This window comes from Acidithiobacillus ferriphilus (assembly GCF_028215975.1).
Classification (GTDB): domain Bacteria; phylum Pseudomonadota; class Gammaproteobacteria; order Acidithiobacillales; family Acidithiobacillaceae; genus Acidithiobacillus; species Acidithiobacillus ferriphilus.
Genome location: NZ_CP116458.1, coordinates 2,397,980 through 2,416,996 on the forward strand (window position 1 = coordinate 2,397,980; position 19,017 = coordinate 2,416,996).

General features: G+C 58.6%; 22 protein-coding genes. 2 read left to right on the forward strand and 20 right to left on the reverse strand.

Translation table 11 applies throughout. The annotated features are described in order from the left end of the window. Window positions 1–106 precede the first annotated feature (106 nt). The 20 genes from PJU76_RS12060 to PJU76_RS12155 form a co-directional block, all read right to left on the reverse strand. Complete coding sequence (locus tag PJU76_RS12060) at window positions 107–379, reverse strand: oxidative damage protection protein (protein WP_064220116.1); 273 nt, start codon at window positions 377–379, stop codon at window positions 107–109. A 132-nt stretch (window positions 380–511) separates the two neighbouring features. After that, window positions 512–1,621 (reverse strand): A/G-specific adenine glycosylase, encoded by a 1,110-nt coding sequence (gene mutY / locus PJU76_RS12065; RefSeq protein WP_271779722.1) that lies wholly within the window; start codon window positions 1,619–1,621, stop codon window positions 512–514. Beyond that, entirely contained in the window at window positions 1,618–2,895 is a 1,278-nt protein-coding gene (locus PJU76_RS12070; protein ID WP_271779723.1) for an AsmA family protein, read from the reverse strand. The genes mutY and PJU76_RS12070 overlap by 4 nt, the downstream gene beginning before the upstream one ends. Further along, window positions 2,882–4,594 (reverse strand): phosphoenolpyruvate--protein phosphotransferase, encoded by a 1,713-nt coding sequence (gene ptsP, locus PJU76_RS12075; protein WP_271779724.1) that lies wholly within the window; start codon window positions 4,592–4,594, stop codon window positions 2,882–2,884. The genes PJU76_RS12070 and ptsP overlap by 14 nt, the downstream gene beginning before the upstream one ends. Then, complete coding sequence (locus PJU76_RS12080) at window positions 4,591–4,869, reverse strand: HPr family phosphocarrier protein (RefSeq protein WP_229065883.1); 279 nt, start codon at window positions 4,867–4,869, stop codon at window positions 4,591–4,593. The genes ptsP and PJU76_RS12080 overlap by 4 nt, the downstream gene beginning before the upstream one ends. A 25-nt stretch (window positions 4,870–4,894) precedes the next feature. Next, window positions 4,895–5,317 carry a PTS sugar transporter subunit IIA gene (locus tag PJU76_RS12085; RefSeq protein WP_215849344.1) on the reverse strand — a complete coding sequence of 141 codons (423 nt, stop codon included), beginning with the start codon at window positions 5,315–5,317 and terminating at the stop codon, window positions 4,895–4,897. Beyond that, window positions 5,314–6,213, reverse strand: coding sequence for an RNase adapter RapZ (gene rapZ, locus PJU76_RS12090; RefSeq protein WP_215849343.1), 900 nt, complete (start codon window positions 6,211–6,213; stop codon window positions 5,314–5,316). The genes PJU76_RS12085 and rapZ overlap by 4 nt, the downstream gene beginning before the upstream one ends. Then, window positions 6,213–7,145 carry an HPr(Ser) kinase/phosphatase gene (gene hprK, locus PJU76_RS12095; protein ID WP_064220111.1) on the reverse strand — a complete coding sequence of 311 codons (933 nt, stop codon included), beginning with the start codon at window positions 7,143–7,145 and terminating at the stop codon, window positions 6,213–6,215. Before hprK ends, rapZ begins: the two co-directional genes overlap by 1 nt. 54 nt (window positions 7,146–7,199) lie before the next feature. After that, the gene (locus PJU76_RS12100) at window positions 7,200–7,646 is read right to left on the reverse strand and encodes a PTS sugar transporter subunit IIA (RefSeq protein WP_271779725.1); all 447 of its coding nucleotides are present in this window, start codon (window positions 7,644–7,646) and stop codon (window positions 7,200–7,202) included. Between the two features lie 6 nt (window positions 7,647–7,652). Next, window positions 7,653–7,994, reverse strand: a complete 342-nt coding sequence (gene hpf, locus PJU76_RS12105) for a ribosome hibernation-promoting factor, HPF/YfiA family (protein WP_215860654.1) — start codon at window positions 7,992–7,994, stop codon at window positions 7,653–7,655. A gap of 111 nt (window positions 7,995–8,105) precedes the next feature. Next, window positions 8,106–9,533 carry an RNA polymerase factor sigma-54 gene (locus PJU76_RS12110; protein WP_215893650.1) on the reverse strand — a complete coding sequence of 476 codons (1,428 nt, stop codon included), beginning with the start codon at window positions 9,531–9,533 and terminating at the stop codon, window positions 8,106–8,108. Window positions 9,534–9,545: 12 nt separating this feature from the next. After that, window positions 9,546–10,271, reverse strand: coding sequence for an LPS export ABC transporter ATP-binding protein (gene lptB / locus PJU76_RS12115; RefSeq protein ID WP_219616677.1), 726 nt, complete (start codon window positions 10,269–10,271; stop codon window positions 9,546–9,548). Continuing rightward, entirely contained in the window at window positions 10,268–10,798 is a 531-nt protein-coding gene (gene lptA / locus PJU76_RS12120; RefSeq protein ID WP_219616678.1) for a lipopolysaccharide transport periplasmic protein LptA, read from the reverse strand. The genes lptB and lptA overlap by 4 nt, the downstream gene beginning before the upstream one ends. Beyond that, window positions 10,788–11,357, reverse strand: a complete 570-nt coding sequence (lptC, locus tag PJU76_RS12125) for an LPS export ABC transporter periplasmic protein LptC (protein WP_271779726.1) — start codon at window positions 11,355–11,357, stop codon at window positions 10,788–10,790. Before lptC ends, lptA begins: the two co-directional genes overlap by 11 nt. Window positions 11,358–11,382: 25 nt before the next feature. Beyond that, entirely contained in the window at window positions 11,383–11,937 is a 555-nt protein-coding gene (locus tag PJU76_RS12130) for a KdsC family phosphatase (protein WP_271779727.1), read from the reverse strand. Continuing rightward, complete coding sequence (locus PJU76_RS12135) at window positions 11,934–12,920, reverse strand: KpsF/GutQ family sugar-phosphate isomerase (protein WP_271779728.1); 987 nt, start codon at window positions 12,918–12,920, stop codon at window positions 11,934–11,936. Before PJU76_RS12135 ends, PJU76_RS12130 begins: the two co-directional genes overlap by 4 nt. A gap of 9 nt (window positions 12,921–12,929) precedes the next feature. Then, a complete protein-coding gene (locus PJU76_RS12140) occupies window positions 12,930–13,208 on the reverse strand; it encodes a hypothetical protein (RefSeq protein ID WP_064220102.1) in 279 nt (92 codons plus the stop codon). A 31-nt stretch (window positions 13,209–13,239) separates the two neighbouring features. Next, entirely contained in the window at window positions 13,240–13,674 is a 435-nt protein-coding gene (locus PJU76_RS12145; RefSeq protein WP_064220101.1) for a hypothetical protein, read from the reverse strand. Beyond that, window positions 13,664–14,353: an N-acetylmuramate alpha-1-phosphate uridylyltransferase MurU gene (gene murU / locus PJU76_RS12150; protein WP_064220100.1), complete on the reverse strand. Its 690-nt coding sequence runs from the start codon at window positions 14,351–14,353 to the stop codon at window positions 13,664–13,666. The genes PJU76_RS12145 and murU overlap by 11 nt, the downstream gene beginning before the upstream one ends. Continuing rightward, window positions 14,326–15,354, reverse strand: coding sequence for an aminoglycoside phosphotransferase family protein (locus tag PJU76_RS12155; RefSeq protein ID WP_271779729.1), 1,029 nt, complete (start codon window positions 15,352–15,354; stop codon window positions 14,326–14,328). Before PJU76_RS12155 ends, murU begins: the two co-directional genes overlap by 28 nt. A 29-nt stretch (window positions 15,355–15,383) precedes the next feature. Between PJU76_RS12155 and PJU76_RS12160 the strand changes: the two genes are divergently transcribed. Next, a complete protein-coding gene (locus PJU76_RS12160; RefSeq protein ID WP_271779730.1) occupies window positions 15,384–17,576 on the forward strand; it encodes an LPS-assembly protein LptD in 2,193 nt (730 codons plus the stop codon). After that, window positions 17,576–19,012, forward strand: a complete 1,437-nt coding sequence (locus PJU76_RS12165) for a peptidylprolyl isomerase (protein WP_271779731.1) — start codon at window positions 17,576–17,578, stop codon at window positions 19,010–19,012. Before PJU76_RS12160 ends, PJU76_RS12165 begins: the two co-directional genes overlap by 1 nt. The last annotated feature ends 5 nt before the right edge of the window (window positions 19,013–19,017 follow it).

The following is a 19,017-nucleotide window of genomic DNA, read 5'->3' on the forward strand; positions in this document are numbered from 1 at the left end:
GCAACCGCAACGCGGTTCCAATTTTCGCGTTCGGCAGGGCTGTTTTTCGACGGCGTAGCCATGCTTTTAATAGCTGTTATGTAGCATCCATATAAGGATAAGGGGTTTAGGGCGCAGGCGGTACGTAGCCTTCAGGTGCCTGGGCACCATCGCCAAAGAAATAGGCTTCCATCTGTTTTTCCAGGAATGTCCGCGATTTGGGATCAATGGGAGAAAGACGATACTCGTTGATGAGCATGGTCTGGTGTTTGAGCCAGCCCTGCCAGGCTTCCTTAGAGACCTCTTGATAAATTCGCGCGCCAAGGGCGCCAGGATAAGGCGGACGATCAAGACCTTCGGCCTCATGGCCGAGTTTTACGCACTGTACCATTCGTGACATAACGGAAGCTCCTCGATGATTCTGGGATGGGTAATACTCTGTGTGGCTCTATATTACCTGAACTCGCCGCCCAGGAATAAGCCACAGGGCATGGCCGCTTAAGTGGGCGGCACAGATAACCCAAAACGGGGGTTAGCAACCCCCGCTCCTCTCCCGTAAAATCCGACGAATGGGCGTGGGCAATCCTTGTGTCAGGGCGTCTGCGGGGCGATACCAACGCAGGGTGGCGGCTGAATCCGCAACAGCGCTGCCCCAAACGCGCGCATGGACACAGCGAAAGCGCAACTGAAAGTGGGTAAAAACATGTTGCTGTTCTTCCGCTAATGCCCTCAGTTGGAGATTCAACCCCAGCCGACGCGACCAGGCCGCTTGCAACGATTGCCGCACGGCAGGGGTGTCTTCCAACGGATGCAGGGCACCACTACAAAGAATGGGGAATGCACCGCCATCGGGTGCCGCCTGAGGCAAACACCAGAGCCCCCCCCAGATACCGGAATCCGGCCGCTTTTCCAGCAATATCTGCCCTTCCGTATCCACGACCAGGAGAAAAAAGGCACAGCGCTGCGGTTTTGGGGCCTTGTTAACGATCGCCGGCAGGGCATGACTGCGTCCCTGGGCATGGGCCAGACAACGATCGACTAAGGGACAGGCCACGCAGCGCGGCTGGCGTGGGGTGCAGACCATGGCACCGAGGTCCTGAATGGCCTGATTGTAACCATGGGCATCCTCAGGAGTAAGGGCGCTGGCCAGTGTCCAGAGCCACTGCTGCGTCGCAGCGGCCTTCGGATCAGCATCTATGGCATGGCTACGGATGAGCACGCGCCGGGCATTGGCATCGAGGATGGCCTGCCTGTGTCCGAAAGCACTGGCGAGCACCGCCGCCGCCGTACTGCGGCCCACCCCCGGCAGAGTAACGGCAGCTTCGAGGGTGTTGGGAAAGTGACCACCGAAGCGTGTAACCACCTCCTGCGCCGCGCGCTGGGCGTTGCGGGCACGAGCGTAATAACCGAGCCCGCTCCACAGGGCGAGCACTTGATCTTGGGGTGCCGCCGCCAATGCCTGCCAGCTCGGCAAAGCCTGCAAAAAGCGGGCGTAATAGGGTCTGGCGCTCTCCACCTGCGTTTGCTGCAACATGATTTCTGCAAGCCAGAGATGATAGGGATCGCGGCTCTGGCGCCACGGCAGGTCGTGACGCCCATGGCAGGCGTACCAATCCAGCAGGGCTTCCGCGATGGGGATCATGGCTGCGCTTTGGAACTTGTGCTGCGAATAATCAGATCGCGGGCACGCATTTTGCCCCAAAGGAGCTTGGCGACGTGGATTTCACCAGTGACTGGCCACTGCTGCGGCAGGGCGGGAAGCCGCGCCGCATTGCCCGCTTGGGGAGCCGGCAGATATCGCCCGAGATTGAGCCGCGCCACGCTCAGATTGACATCAATAGCCAGCGGTCTCCAGGTCCCCGATATTTTGCCCATCCAGGCACTGTGATCCAACTCGCCCTGGGTGACGATCCACTGAAAATGGGGATTGTCCAACTGGACTGTACCCGTCGACGTCAATCGTTGCAAAGCATTAGGGTCGGTCAACTTCGGCAAGGGCAGCCCCCAGCGGGTGGCCAGCTGGGGCAAACGCCGAATGGCAACCTGATAGGCCAAGTGACCCCGCAACACCTTCCAGTTAAGGTCCACTGCTCGGACCTGGAGTGCCAATTCATCCCCCACGATCAGCGCGCCGTCCTGCACTGCAAGCTGGCTTTGCGCCATGTTCAGACGTAACGCCTGCAGGCGCAAATGTGCCTGACCGTTCCCGCGCGCTTGCCACCGGATGCGCAGCGTCGGCACGACCATGTCCTTTACTGTGCTTTGGAGTGTTGGAATAGCCACCTGCAGGAGCGTCGGATCAATGGCCGTACCTACTTGCAAAGAAATATTCCGCGCGACCACCGCCGGCGCCATCTCGGCTGCAAAATGCCAGCGCCCGACTTTCCCCCGCCAGTGCCAGTCACCCACCAACCGGCTGGGCCCCGTCGCCAACACCTGCCCATTCACCGCCGTCAGGGACAAGGCATGCCCCACCACATTCGGCCAGCGTAACGTACCATCGCGAACGATCATCTTGACCGGCAGGGAAAGAACAGCTCCGCCGACGCTAGCACCGCCTTTCCATGGCCCGTTAAGCACGGGTGCATCCAGCACAATTTGCCGGGGCTGCATCTGGCCGTGCAGGAGGGAGCGCCAGCCTAGCGCCACCATGAGCCGACTTGCGCTGAACTGCGGATGGGCCGCCGAACCGACGCGCAGACCCACCAACGTGATCCGTAGTTGCTGTTTTCCCCAACGCCATTCCGGGGCGGCGGCGAGATGCACCGGTTGCTGCAAGCGGGCAGCAAAAATCCCCTCTACAACGTAGCGGGGACCACCTCCGAACCAGAACAGCACGGCACCCAAAACGACAAAGATCAACACGACAATAACAGACGTCGTGATCCTGCGCAGAATCAGCCTAGCTATGCCCACCCCCCGGCAACACCGGCATTTCGCCGGAAAGCGCGCGCGCAGCCAACGCCTCGGCATCCACGATGGTGGTCTGTCGGATCGCTTCCTTGACCTCGGGAATGGCACCGGAATACATACTGAATTCACGCAACCCCAATCCCAGCAGCAAGGCCGTGAAGGCCGGATTCGCGGCCATCTCGCCGCACATGGCCACGGGAATGTCCCGTGCACGGCCGGCGGCGATGGTGTGTTGGATCATCGCCAATACTCCGGCATGCAAGGGATCAAAAAGATCATTGACGTCATCATCACCGCGATCCACCGCCAGTGCGTACTGAATCAGATCGTTAGTGCCGATGGAGAAAAAATCGGCCTGCCCGGCAAAGTAATGTGCGGCCATCGCCACGGCAGGCACTTCCACCATAATTCCCAGAGGCATATCCGGGTCACAGTTATGCCCTTCGGCGCGCAATTCTGCCTGCAACTCGCTGACCAGCGCCCGGGTTTGCAACAATTGCCCCATACTGCTGAGCATGGGTAGCATCAGTCGTACCGGCCCCAGTGCCGAGGCCCGAAGAATGGCGCGCAGATGTGGCCGGAACCACTCCGGACGCCGCAGACAAAGACGCAGCCCACGCAAGCCAAGGGCCGGATTAAGCGCCGCATGGAGCCCGGCATCGTCGTCGTGCAGGCCTTTGTCGGCGCCGATGTCGAGAGAGCGGATCGTCACCGGTGCGCCATCCATTTGCTCGACCACTCGGGCAAACGCGTGGAACTGCTCTTCCTCATCCGGGATGTCCGGACGATTCATGAAGAGAAACTCACTACGATAAAGGCCCACCCCATCCGCGTTCATGCGCCGCACCATATCGGTATCGTCTGGCAATTCAATATTGGCGCGCAGATGAATAAGCACCCCGTCTGCGGTTATCGCGGGCAGGTCACGCTGCTCTTCCAGAAGTCGCCTACGCCTCTGCCGCTGCTCCTGCAAAGCCCTATATTGCTGCAATATCAGGGCATCCGGCGCAACCAGCAGAATTCCCTGATCCCCATCGACAATCACCACATCGCCGCTGCGCAGCAGGCGCGTCGCCGAGTGCGTGCCCACCACGGCAGGCAGACCAAGACTTCTGGCAAGAATAGCGGAGTGGGAGTTCGCGGCACCAAAGTCAGTTACCCAGGCGAGCACCTTGTCTTTTTTCATCAACACCGTATCGGCTGGCGTCAGGTCCTCGGCGATGATGATCTGACCCTCGGCGCTCTGCAGGACAGGGGTCTTTACACCAATCAGGTGACGCAAAACCCGGTCTATCACCTGAATAATATCTTCCCGCTTGGCGCGCAAATACGCGTCTTCCATGCGGTCAAAAATCTCCAGCAGCCGCTCCCGCTCCAAATGAATAGCCCAGGCGGCATTGCGATGTTCATCACGAATAGACCGCAGGGGCCGCTCGCGCAGCGCCGGATCATCGAGCATCAACAAGTGCGCATCAATAAAAAGACGGGTATCTTGCGGGGCATCACTCGGGATTGCGTCGCGCACCGAGAACAACTCATCCCGGGCGCTGCTCAAGGCTGCACGCAGGCGCAACACTTCCGGTTCTACATTTTCAGGCAACAGTATATGTTCTGGGATATCGAGAGTGGTCGACTCCAGTACCAACGCCGTACCGATGGCGATGCCACCAGAGGCGCCAATCCCCGCCAGTTCAAAGCTCATGATTCTTCACCAAAACGATCCGCCGCGAGGGCGAGCAAGGCATCGGCACAAGCCTGCTCCTCTTCACCATCCGTTTCCAGGGTCAGAACGGTCCCCTGCGCCGCAGCGAGGGTCATTAGCCCCATGATGCTCTTACCATTGACCCGCTGACCGTTACGCACCAACCAGACCGTACAGGGATAGCGCACCGAAAGGCTGACAAATTTAGCCGAAGGCCGCGCATGCAAGCCGAGCTGATTGATAATGGGATAATCTACGCGCAGGGTCACCGCCACTTGCCTCCTTTCTCATGACCAAAAGTCACTCAGGCATCCTCAGCAGGACAGCGTGCGGGCGCTGTTCGAGAATATCGGCGACCCCCTGGACGCCGCCTTCCAGAGCACCTTGGCGCGCCGCCGCCAGACCGTCACTGCGCCGCGATAAGGCACGCAGGAGCATCGCCAGATTAAGACCACTCACCGCCGCTACACGACCTTCCGGAAGAGTGGCCGGAATGAGATTGGCGGGGGTGGCGCCGTAGAGATCATTCAGAATCAACATAGCATCACCATCATTTATTTTCTCTAACAAACCCCACAAACGCCGCCGCCCCTCCTCGGGCGGTTGATCAGGCAGGATTTCCAGAATCTCCAGCGCCGGCGGCATGGTCCCGAAAATATGCTGGAGTGCTGCCGCGAAGGCCTCACCCAGTCCCGCGTGTGTCAGGAGCACGATGGTAATCATCGCAGCGTCTCGGTAATGCCCAGCTCCCGATGCTGGATCAGAATCCGCTGCCCTTCTCCGGCAAGTATTTGCGCCAATGCCTCCACCATATATACGCTGCGATGTTGCCCGCCGGTACAGCCCAGAGAAACCGTCACATAGTTACGATGCTCTTGTGCAAAAGGCGCCAGCCATGCCTGCAGGAAACTGCGCAAAGAATGGAAGGCGCGGACCACCTCTGGGGCCTTCTCCAGGAAATCGCGCACCGGTATGTCACGACCCGTCAGGGCCCGGAGTTCGGGATGATAATGGGGATTGGGCAGGGCACGCAGATCAAAAACGAAGTCGGAGTCCAAAGGGAGTCCTTTTTTAAAAGCAAAAGACTGCAACAGCAAGACCAGGCCACTGTAATGATGCGACGCCAGACTCCATGCCTGCACCCGTAGACGCAACTGGTGAGTATTGATTTGCGAAGTGTCGAGGCGCTTGTCAGCCACATCGGCAAGCGGTTGGACCATCTCGCGTTCACGCCGCAACACCGTGAGCAGCGGCTCGCCCAATGCTTCTGCGAGATCATCGGTGAGGGGATGACGGCGGCGAGTTTCGCTGAAACGACGCAGCAAGGTACCCTCATCCGCTTCCAGAAAAAGGATGCGCGGACGCAAAGAGTAACGCTCGCGCAAATCGGTCAGCGCCTGTGGCAGAGCGGCGAGAAACTCGCGGTTGCGCACGTCGATACTCACGGCGGCGAGCATGAAGCCGGCATCCCGCCGCGCCAACTGCGCCCCGAACTCCACCAACAAGGTGGCAGGCAGGTTATCGACGCAGTAATAACCCTGGTCTTCCAGGGCCTGCAGGACCGTAGATTTTCCTGAGCCGGATAGACCACTGACGATAATAAAGTCCTGCTCCGCCATCATTCTTCCCCGACACTCAACCGTACCTGCGCCTCAAAATCCGCGAGCATATCGCCACCGGACTCCTTTACATACTGACTGCGTGCCGCCGCCTCGACCAGTACCGCCAAGTTGCGCGCCGCAGACGCGGGCAAGCACAACCGGGGCAATGAGATTCCGAGAATGTCCAGATGATCCACCTTGCCCTGTAAACGATCGATATCCGCGATTTCCATATCGCGCATATCCTGGATTTCGACGACCAGTCGGATACGTTTGGAATGTACAATGGCAGCGGCGCCGAAGAACTCCCGGATATTAACAATCCCCAGACCCCGCACTTCCAGAAAATTACGCAGCGGGGCCGGACAATGCCCCGTCAGGATATTCGGGGCTTCACGGATACAGAGCACGCTATCGTCAGCCACCAGTCGATGACCACGACTGACCAGTTCCAAGGCCAACTCGCTCTTGCCAATCCCTACCTCGCCCTGCAAAAGCAATCCCACCCCGAGCACATCGACCAGTACACCATGCACCTGCTGGCGGGGCGCCAGCTCCTGGTCCAGGTGGCGCTGCATCCGCGCCAGAACCACCTGCGCGCCAATCGGCGTCGTCATCACGGCAATCTGCCTAGCTTTCAACGCTTCATAGAGGTGATCATCCAGTGCCTGATCTTCACAAATAACGAGCAGACGCAGCTTATGGGGCAAAAACTGTTCCATCGCCTCTGGATGGGCACCCAGGTAAGCGAGCTCACAAGTCCCGGCAATCTGTACCACATGCGGCCGGATAAAATTAAAAAATCCGACCAGTGCCGCCCCACCCACATCATCCTCCGCCCAAGGATCACCGCGGAGGTAATGGTCTTCTCCAGGTTGATGCAGACATTGCCAGCGCAATTCGCTGTGCAGCTCCGCCCAGAGTCGACGCAGGCTAATTTGTCGTTCCATAACTCCGCCTTGCCCGACACTCACGGCTGTACCCAGCCTGCTTTGTGGTACAACTTACGTCGGCCCCGCCAACAAACGAAAAAACTCCTGGGGATCAGGAGTTTTCATCAAGGCCTCGCGCACTTCGTCCACGGCGAGTTTCGCGGCCAATGCGGAGAGCGTCTCCAGATGCGCGGTCGCGGCCGCTTTAGGCACCACTACCGCCAGAAAGATGGATACATCCAGCCCGTCCGGCGCCGCAAATGGAATACCCTGCGCGGTGCGCAATGCGGCAATGGCTATCTGATTCACACCCTCCACCCGGGCATGGGGCAACGCCACCCCATGTCCGATGCCCGTAGATCCTTGCATTTCGCGCTGTTGCAAGGCAACAGCAATCCCCTTGGCAGACAAGCCCGTAGATCCTGCCAGGATTTCCGCCAAGGTCCGCAGCACATCATCAGCATCAGCCACAGGCGGATTTATACGAATATTGGCCGGGGAAAGAGGCAGAGTTACCATGGTTATTCAGTCGACATCCACAATGGCCGCCAAACCAGCGGGGTGGTCATTACGACGATCCTGCAGTTTTTCCTTGTAACTGTGCACCTGCGCCTCCAGTTTGTCGGCCACCAGGTCTACAGCTGCGTACATATCGGCATCATGCACCTCGGCATAAAAGACGTGCCCAGGGACATTGACAGTAATATCTGCAACGTTACTCAGCTTTTCGTGGGGAAGGTGCTTCAGCACCACCTGAGCATTAATAACGTGGTCGAAGTACCGATCGAGGCGTCCAATCTTTCCGTCGACATAGTTTTTAATGGCATCCGTCAAATCCAGATGTTGCCCGGTAATGGTAATTTGCATGGCGCTCTCCTACCAAGTGAGGTGACCGTTTTGAATCCTGCCCCGCTACGGGGTCCCCTTTCAGTGTAGCGCCAACGGCGTCGGCAAAAAACCCTGGCGGCGATATCACCCTCACAAACGCCGACGCTGGCTCGCGGTAGGAATATTAGCCGCCTCGCGGTACTTGGCCACAGTCCTCCGCGCAATCTGAATACCCTGATCGGCCAGCACCTTGGCGATTTCCGCATCACTCAGCGGATGCCGTGCGCTTTCGGCCTGCGTCATCTTGATCAGTAACGCCCGAATGGCGGTGGCCGACGCGGAACCGCCACTGTCGGTACTCACATGACTGGAGAAAAAGTATTTAAACTCATAAAGACCACGGGGTGTAATCATATATTTCTGATTGGTGACCCGCGATACCGTCGATTCGTGCATTTCCACTGTCTCGGCAATATGCCGCAGGACCATGGGCCGCATGGATTCCGGCCCATTGGTAAAAAAGTCCTTCTGCCTTTCGACGATAGCCCGCGCCACTTTCAATATGGTTTCCTGGCGGCTTTGCAGGCTTTTGATGAACCAGCGCGCCTCGTTGAGCTGATCCTGAATGTATTTATGCGCCGCATCTTTCCCACCCGTCATGCCCGCATAACGACCATTGATACGTAATTTAGGCATCGCCTCGGGATTCAGATCGACGCGCAGACGCTTGCCCACCCAGCGCACGATCACATCGGGGATGACGTACTCGGTACTCTCAACACCCACCTCTTCACCCGGTTTAGGATTCAGTGTGGAAATCAGCGCCATCGCCCCACGCAACGTCTCCTCATCCACCCCCAACGCGGCACACAAACGTGGATAATCGTGGCGCCCGAGGGCCTGCAAGTGATCCTTCACAATGCGTTGCGCCAACAATATAGACGCATCCTCCCCGACCATCTGCTTCAGTTGCAGCAGGAGGCACTCACTGAGATCACGGGCTCCCACGCCCGGCGGGTCGAAGTCCTGCACGCGCAGCAATACCGCCAACAGTGCATCGTCCTCCACATTCATATTGACAGCGAGATCTTCCAGGCTTTCCGCCAGATAACCGCGCTCATCAATCGCGTCGATGATCAACTCCGCCATATTGCGCTCGTCGGCACTGAAGTGCGTCATATCAGCCTGCCAGCGGAGATAATCCTGCAAACTCTGACTGTGACTGCTGCGCGATTCAAAATCCGGCATATCTTCGTCAGAACCACCGCCAGAACCTGATGTTCCCATGTCGAAAACGTCGTCCCACTGGCTGTCTAAAGGCAATTCATCCGGCAGCGTATCCTCCGTGGTCAGATCCAGCTGCCGGTCTTCGGAAGATATCTCAACCGTCTCCGGGAGCGGCCCGCTGCCACCTTCTTCATCCCCAGCATCCTCATCAAGCAGCGGGTTGCTCTCCAGCATGTTTTGGACTTCCTGCTGCAGATCAACCGTAGACAGTTGCAGCAGGCGGATCGCCTGTTGCAACTGCGGGGTCATGGCCAGATGTTGGCCGAGCTTGAGTTCTAAACCTTGTTTCATAATTTCCAAAAATCAGATTTGAAACTGATCCCCCAGGTAAACCTGCCGTACCATAGGGTCATCCACGATTTCCTGCGGACTACCCGCTGTCAGCACTTTGCCATCATGCAGTATATAGGCGCGTTCGCAAATGCCTAAGGTCTCGCGCACGTTATGGTCGGTAATCAGAATCCCGATGCCGCGCTCCCGCAAATCCTGGATAAGCCGTTGGATTTCGAGAACAGAAATAGGATCAATACCGGCGAAGGGTTCATCCAGCAAAATAAAACGCGGACTCATGGCCAGCGCCCGCGCAATTTCCACCCGCCGCCGTTCGCCACCCGAAAGGCTATGTCCTTTGGTGTCACGCAATTGATGAAGGTGCAATTCACTCAGCAGTTGCTCCAAGCGCTCCTGCCGCTCCATCTTACTCAACGGCAGGGTTTCCAGCACGGCAAGGACATTGTCGGCGGCACTCATCTGGCGAAAAACCGAAGGCTCCTGGGGGAGGTAGCCCAGCCCCATGCGGGCCCGCTCATGCATGGGCAGTGCAGTGATGTCCCGCTGCTGCAAAAAAATATGACCCTGCTCAGGGCGCACCAATCCGACCATCATGTAAAAGGTGGTGGTTTTCCCCGCCCCGTTAGGACCGAGCAATCCCACCACCTCACCGGCCGCCACCTGCACCGAAACATCACGCACCACGGCTCGCCGCCGATATGACTTGAAAAGGGATTGCGCCTGCAACAGTTCGCTCATGGCTTCCCACCGCTCGTGGAGCGGCCCGCTGCGGCGGGATAGAAGACCGACCGCACCCGTTGACCGGGATTTCCGGTGACAGCCGTTTGCTGGTTACGCAGGAAATAGGTGACCTGCTGACCATTGATCTCATTCTTTCCCTGCCAGAGATGGGCATTACCAATGAGCACAATTTCGCCGCTGGCCGGTTTATAGACCAGGGTGTCGCCATACCCGTGGCGCTGCGCGCTGGACATGGTGATGGTAACCGGGCTCCCCACCGCCGTGGCCTGCCGCACCTTGCCGCCGACCGCGTCGATAGTGAGCTTGTCGGCATGGATAACCACATCACCCTGAATCATGACCACGTTCCCGGTATAAACGGCCTGTTGCTGCGGTTTATTCTTGCCGTACAGGGTATCCGCGCTGATTTGAATGGGGCCCTTGGCCAGCCCCTGCTCCGCAACCGGGGCCGCCAGGGCGGTGATAGATACCGCAACGAGCAAAAAGGGCCAGAATCGCCGGAAAGAAAATCGCTTAAGGAACATACATGCCACGCACATCATGCAAAACATTTATCTCTTGGGTTTTTACCGAGGCCCAGAGACCTACCCCGGTCATCCAGTCTTGCCCTCGCTCCAGCCGTACCGGTTCTGGAGACGTAATAATGCCGGTTTGCGGATCATAGTGCACCTCTGTGGTAAGTACGCGGGTATTCGGTTGCAAGGTACCGATAACATTGCCTGACAAGATAATCCGATGGCCATGACGCTCTACCACGCCCTGATTAGCACGCAGATGGAGTTGCTGTCCCGGCTTGAAACGCTCGACGGCGACTTGACTGAGCATGGTCCGATCGAGACGCGGTTCGTGATAAGCCGTCCGGGCAGTAGCCAGCAAATCCAGTTTACCGGTCGCCGTATACTGACGCATGACCACGTCTTCGGCCGCCTGATCTCCCTTGTGGATTTGACCATGCCAGTCGATGTACGGCAAAGACAATGGATGCCGTGGCCACGACCACCACACGAGTGCCGCAAGCAGCAGCAGGAGCAGGGACAGACCCAGGCCGGGGGCGCGGAAACGCGGCATCAGTTTTCGCGGCATAACCTGATTTCGGATTGTTTGATGATCAAGGCAGGACTCCGGCAGCTCTGGCAATGACTGCTGACCAATGCCCCTGCGCTCGCAGAATCAACTCGCAGAGCTCCCGTACCGCACCATAGCCACCCTGCTGCGCGCTCCGCCAGTGCACTCGACAACCGACCTCCGGGTGGGCATCAGCCGGGGCCGTGGCCAGACCAACGCGGGTAAGAATGGGCAGATCAAGAAGGTCATCTCCCATATAAGCCACCACCGCGTCATCCAGGCCAAGGGCGATTTTGAGTTCCGTGTAGGCTAGATTCTTGTCCGAGCAGCCCTGAAAAATCCGCTTGATGCCCAGGTCATGAGCACGATGGGCAACCGCCGGGGAATAGCGCGCGGTAATAACGGCAACCTCTATACCCCGTTCCTGCACAAGCTTGATACCGTAACCATCACGCACGTGAAAGGCTTTACTCTCCCTGCCGTCATCGTCAAAAAACAAGCGGCCATCGGTCAATACGCCGTCCACGTCCAGGATCAACAGGCGAATCTGGGCGGCACGCTTCATCAAATCCGCGTCGGGCGATATCAATTCATTCATACGATGCCTGCGCGCAGCAAATCATGCATATTCAACGCGCCAACCAGCCGCGCCTCACCATCGGTAACCAGAAGCGCACCGATGCGATTATTTTCCATCAGCGCAAGGGCTTCAGCAGCAAGGGCCTCAGCGATAATGGTGGCCGGTTTGGCATGAGCCAGTTCAGCCATGGGCTGTTCCCAGATATCCTGGCGCCGCGCGAAGGCACGGCGCAAATCACCATCGGTAAAAATTCCCAGTACCCGATCTTCCGCATCCACCACCGCCGTCATTCCCAACCCCTTGCTGCTGATTTCCAATACCGCTTCGCATAATGGCGTATCCGCTCGCACCTTAGGCAGGCTGGTGCCCCGGTGCATCACATCCTGCACCCGCAGCAGCAGGCGTTTGCCGAGGCTGCCGCCCGGATGGGACAGGGCAAAATCATCTGCCGAAAAACCGCGCGCCTGCAAAAGCGCCATAGCCAGGGCGTCTCCCATGGCCAGGGCTGCTGTCGTCGATGCCGTGGGCGCCAGGTTGAGGGGGCAGGCTTCCCGTGCCACAGCGCAGTTGAGATGCACAGCAGCGCTGTGCGCCAGGGTGGACTGCGGGTTGCCGGTCATGGCGATCAAAGGCACTGCCAGGCGTTTGACCACGGGCAAGATGGCCAGAAGTTCGGCGGTCTCCCCGGAGTTGGAAAGAGCAAGCAGGCAATCCTGGCGGGTAAGCATACCCAGGTCACCGTGGCTGCCTTCGGCGGGGTGCAGGAAAAGAGCAGGGCTGCCCGTGCTGGCCAGAGTCGCTGCGATTTTTTTGGCGATAATCCCGGACTTACCCATGCCAGTGACGACAATACGGCCGCGGCAACTCAGCAGGAGCTCGCAAGCTCCCACAAAGTCCGCGTCGAGACGCGCTTCCAGCGCCGCCACCGCCGCCGCCTCCAGGCGCAACACATCCCGGCCGGTAGCCAGCAGACTTTCTGGCGTTACAGTCGAGGTAGTCATCGGCAGCCGTCAATTCGCATGGGCGGGATCCTGTCTCTGGATGGCTTCATAAACCGCACGGCAGTGGGGGTGCGCAAGCATAACCTTATCCACGTCCGCAAATGAAGCGTTCTGCAGCAATTTCCAGCATTTCAGGTTTTCGGCAGCCAGCGCATCAGGATGCCGGGCGTACCAGCCCACACTGTCATGGGGGGCTGCGGCATCGCCCACCTGCCCGCGTGCCCACCATAAGAGCAAGGCAAAGAGCGCAAGCGCACCAATAATAACCAAAGCGTAAACAATCTTCATAAATGTGCTGGTTAACCTGAATAGGGTTGGATCACACTTCTTCCTGATACTGCTGGTTCAGCAACTGCACAAGCAGCCCTTCACGGGTCACAATGTCGGCCATTAACGCAGCACTTATGGCCCGCCACACAGTTCGGAAGGCGGCAAGATCTGCCCCATCGTTAAACTGCTCTGCAATTTCACTGAGTTTTTCCAGAGACTCACGCGTCTGCAGACTGGTACTCAGGGCATTCTTGATTTGTTCCCGAGGGTGTGGAATCCAGCTTCGGTCACTCCCATAGGAGCGCAGGCGCTCCCCGAATTCGAGCGCCCGTTTCCGCAGCTTGCCTGCCAAACCGATCTGACCGCTGCGCAAATCCCCCCAGACCGCCAGGTCCATAAGCAGACCCCACTCTCGGCGCCAGCGGTCGCGCAAGTCGGCATCCAGACCCACTGCCGCATGCACTGCTGCCGGGTTAAAGTCCATGAGAAGTCGCCGCACAATCACGCCGGGCCGCCGACAACCGCTCTGGCGTGCCTACATCTATCCACTTTCCTTGGTACAAATTGCCCTCCACCAGACCCGCCGCAATCCATTGCCGCAACCAGGGAGCCAGAGGAGCCGACTGCTCAGGAAAGTCCCGAAACAACTCCGGATCAAGACGCGCGATGCCTGCGTAAGTATGACGTTCTTCGCCCGCCAACGCCACCATGCCGGCAGACAGGGCAAAATCTCCCTGCGGGTGCTGCATCGGGTTGGGCACCAGCACCAGATGCGCACGCGCCGGGGAAGGCTGACAGATCTGCGCCCAGGGAAAGTCCGTGCAAATATCACCATTCACCAGCAAAAAAGGACTGTTCCCCAATAAGGGCAGGGCGCGAACAAGAGCGCCACCCGTCTCCAGACGACCTGCACGCTCGTCACTGTAATGGATGCGTAGCCCCTGCCAATCCGGACCCAGGGCCCGCATGATCGCGTCACCCAGATGCCCGATATTGATAACCACATCACGAATACCCGCCGCAGCCAGCGACTCCAGGTGGCGCGCGATAAGGGATTTTCCAGCAACCTCCAATAGGGGCTTCGGGACATGATCGGTAAGCGGTCGGAGTCGCTCGCCCCGCCCCGCAGCCAGGATCATCGCCCGGGTAACGGCGGTTGCCATAGGGCAAAAAGCTCCTGATAAGGCTGCAACAGTGGATCGGCATCCAGGGCATCTACGACATAAGTCCAGAACCGGGGTAGAAAATCGAGATAACCCGATTTCCCGTCGCGGTAAGCCAGGCGACAAAAAATACCGAGAATCTTCAGGTTACGCTGTAACCCCATGCGCCCGACACGGCGCAGAAAATCCGTCGGTGGCGACAGGGCGACACCACGCTGATGCGCCGCCAAAAAATCCAGTGCCCAGGCATCCCGTTGTGCCCGTCCCCAATCCCAGTAGCGATCCCACAGCAGAGAAGCCAGGTCATAGGTCCATGGTCCGAGCACGGCGTCCTGAAAATCAATCATCGCCAACAAACCCGTGTCCCGCCGAACAATGAGGTTACGCGCATGAAAATCCCGGTGGACCCAGACCTGCGGCTGCGCTGCGGCATTGTTCAGCAATACGGCAAAAAAGGTTTGCAGAGCAACGCTCTGCTGTGGGCTCAGAACCAAGCCAAGATGTCTGCCCAGATACCAGTCCGTAAACAGGATCAGCTCATCCCGCAGACGGGTCGGTGAGAAAAATGGCAAAGGGGGCAACGCCGCCTGCCGCTGCCCGGCTTGCTGCAGGTTGAGGACCAAGGTCATTGCCTGCTGCATCCACCGATCCACATTCGAGCCCGCGTCCAGTACCCGCTTCAGATCGTCGTGCCCTAAATCCTCCAGCAGCACAAAGCCTGAGGCCATTTGGGCGGCCAGCACCCGAGGCACCGGCAAGGCCGCCCGGGCAAAGCGGTGTCGTACCCGCAAAAAGGACAGAATATCCTCCGGTGGAGGAGCATCCATGAAGATGAGGTCCGGCGGCAGGCGCCAGTAACGTCGCCCACTGGCATCACCGGGAATGGCGCGCGCCGACGCTGTCGTAACGCCCTGCTGTGCGAGCCAGTGCATGGCGGTGGGTGACAGAGAGGACTCCGCCGCCGCACTGCGAAAATTCGAGGTAAGCAAAGATTGCGGCATAAAAGCATTTTGTGCGATTTTACGCTCCTATGAAAAGCCCTCTGCACAATATCGGAAAATCCCGACCCCGGCCAACCCGCCCGGAAAGCGGTAGCTATGTCCTGCTTTCTGGCATTCGCCTGGCCCTGCTGGGCGCCCTGCTGACACCCGGAATAGCTGTCGCCGCCGCAAAGGGGCCGATCACCCTCTATGCCGATCAGGTCCATGGCCTGGGCAGCGGTCACTGGACAGCCAGCGGCCATGTCGAAGTACTTTACGGTGACCGCCGGGTTTATGCCGACACCGTGCACTACGATCAAGCCCTTGATGAAATCATCGCCAACGGTCACGTGCGCATGGTCAGCCCCGGCCTGGTCACCGCGGCACCCAAGGCCACCATCCATTTGCGGGCCAACGAAGGGGTAGTCGTTCATCCCCGCTACCTGCTGGAAGCGCAACAAGGGCACGGCCATGCCGCAAACGGCAAAGAACTGGGTAAGGGGCGGTATCAGCTCAACGAAGCCTGCTACACCACCTGTCATGGCGAAAAGCCGGCCTGGCAGCTCTGGAGCGGGCGCATCGATCTCAACCAGAATGACAGCTATATCTCCACCACCAATACCACGATAGACGTCTTTGGATTGCCCATATTCTGGATGCCCTACTTCAGTTTTCCGCTGAAACGACACTCCGGGTTTCTTGCCCCCGGTGTGGGCAGCTCTACCATCAACGGCTTTTACCTCGGCATTCCCTACTATTTCGATATCGCCCACAACATGGACGACACCCTCACCGTCAACTACTTCAGCAAGCGCGGCGTCATGTTACAGAATGAATTTCGCTATCTGGAACCCAATTACAGTGGCAAACTCTATCTGGATCTGCTCCCCTCTGATCAATTGACCCACAAAAATATCTGGGCCATCTCCTGGCAGCATACGCAAAATTTGGGCGACGGATTCAGTTTCAACGCCGATTACAACCACGTCAGTTACAAAAATTTCCTTTCGGATTTTGGCGGCACAGCGAATTTCGGCAGCAGTTTTGTGGGCGGCATTGGCAACGCGCCCTACATCACATCCTCCGGCGGCCTGTATTACAACAGTACGCACATTAACGCCGGCGCCACCTTGCAAGCCTATCAGATGCTGGTGCCTTACAGCGTTGCGCCCTATTCCCAGCTTCCCCGCCTCTTTGCCGATGCCTACTGGCGAGTGGGACGCAACGGTTATTTCGACTGGCACAGCAGCTTTAACTATTTCTCGGCCTCGACAGGTCCCGTCGGTCAGCGTCTCGACCTCACTCCCACCCTCGGCTGGCGTTTTAGCCGCGGCTGGGGCTTTTTAGAACCGCAGGCCCGGCTTTACTACAGTCACTATCAGATCCAGCGTAATCCCCCCTACGCGCGCGCCACTAATCGCACCTTGCCGGCACTCAGTCTCAAGGGCGGTCTCAATTTCGTCCGCTATGGCGGCGACGGCAGCACAACCCTGCTGCAACCCCTGTTCAAATACACCTACATTCCCCTGCAGGCCCAGAACGGCATCCCCATTTTCGATGCCAGTCAACCTTATCAGAACTTTCCGATGATTTTTGAGAATAACAGCCTCTATACCGGCAGCGATCGCATCAACGCCGCCAATCAGGTCGCACTGGGGCTGCGCGGCACCTGGCTCACGCCCAGCGGGCGCCAGCTCTGGCAAGCGGCTGTCGGTCAGATCCGCTACTTCAACCAACGCCAGATCAACCTCGCCGGCGATATTGTCCCGCAAAACCAGCAGTCCAATTATTTTTTCGAGGGACAATATGCGCCCCTTCCGGACATCAACCTCCTCGCCAGTTCACAAGTCAACGCCCAGCAGCGCAACCTGCAGCGGCTCAACCTGCGCGCCCAGTGGCTACCCGGCCCACAGCGCGTCATCAACCTGGATTATCGCTATACCCGAGGCTTCGTGCATCAAGCCGGTCTTTCCGGTGCCTGGCCGATCTACAAGCGCTGGCAGGCGCTCGGCAGTTATCAGTATGACATCACCGATCACAAGCCGCTGGAGGAGCTCGCAGGGATCGGCTATGATGGCGGCTGCTGGGCAGCCCATATGATGGTTTATCATCAGATCCTTCTTGGCGGGCAGTCCAATAACGCTATTTATCTGGAGATCGTGTTGCGTGGCCTGACCAGCCTCGGCAATGCCTCAAACGCTTTGCTCAGCCAGTATGTGCCGGGCGCCAGCATGGAGTTTTGATGTCGCTCAAACGCCGTCCTATTTTTCTCGCCCTGAGCATCGTTCTGGGAGCCGCTCCGGTGTTAGCCTGGGCAAGCACGCCTTTTCTCAACCGCGACACCCTGCTGCCGACCGCGCCGGTGGTAGCACCGCCCGGCACGACAACGCACACTTACTCGGAAAACTCTGCCAAAGCACCGACGGCGGCGCCATTACCCGAAAACACCCAGAATCTCGATAAAGTCGTTGCGGTGGTGAACGACAACATCATCACCTCCATGCAACTGGAGCAGCGGGTAATCGCCGTGCGTGCCCGTCTGCGGACGCAAGACCCCAACGCCATGCCCCCCGAAAACATCCTGCGCCGCCAGGTGCTACAGCAGATGATCCTCCAGGACATCGAACTGCAAATTGCGCACCGGGCCGGAATCAAGGTTGACAAAGGGACGCTGGACCAGGCCATCAGCAATCTCGCTCAAGCCAACCACCTCACCGAGGACCAACTACGCCAAGCGCTGACCGATCAAGGACAGTCGTGGGAAAGCTTTACCAACGACCTCAAGGATCGCATTCTTGTGGATCGCCTCATGCAGCAGGAAGTGGAGAACCGGGTCCACATTGGTCCCGACGAGGTGAAAACCTTCGCGCAACAGCTCAAAGAAATGGGCGGTGTGAGTTTCGACTTGCAGCAAATATTCATCCCGCTGCCTGGCAACCCGACACCGGACGCCGTCAGCGCGGCCCGGAATGAAGCCGGGCAAGTGCGTGATCGCGTGGTGGCCGGCGAGAGCTTTTCGCGCCTCGCCGCCCAGGTCAGCAGCAGCCATGACGCCTTGCAGGGCGGACGCATCGGCTGGATCAAGGCGGGCGAACTCCCGCCATCGGTAACCCAGACCCTCCTCCAGTTGAAGGCGGGCGAAATCAGCCCCGTTATTCCGGGGCCTACCGGGTTTCATATTTTCAAGTTGCTCGATGTCAAGCATGGACAGCCGACGGTCACCGAGGTCAAAACGGCCATGATCGTCCTGCGCGCCGGCAACAGTCTACAGTTGCAGGAAGCTGAGGCACGCGCTCAGGATATCCAGCAGGCGCTGCAAAGCGGCACCCGCTTCTCCGAACTGGCGCGTCATTACAGCCAGGACACCAGCACCGCCGGCGGCGGTGGAGAAATGGGCTGGGTCGCTCCCGGACAATTGCCAGACAGTCTGGAACGCACACTGATCACTTTGCAACCTGGTGGGGTGAGCAGTCCCATCCGCGAGGGGGATGCCATATACATTTTGCACTCTCAAGCGCAACGCCAGCAGCCGGTTAAAGAGAAGCAAATCATGGCTGCCGCACGCATGCAGCTCTACAACCGCATCGTCCACGAGCGCATGGACGAGTGGCAACGTCGCATCCGCGACAGCGCCTACGTCGAAATCCTCGAATCCGGCCTGCGCGGCAGCGATGCCTGAGACTT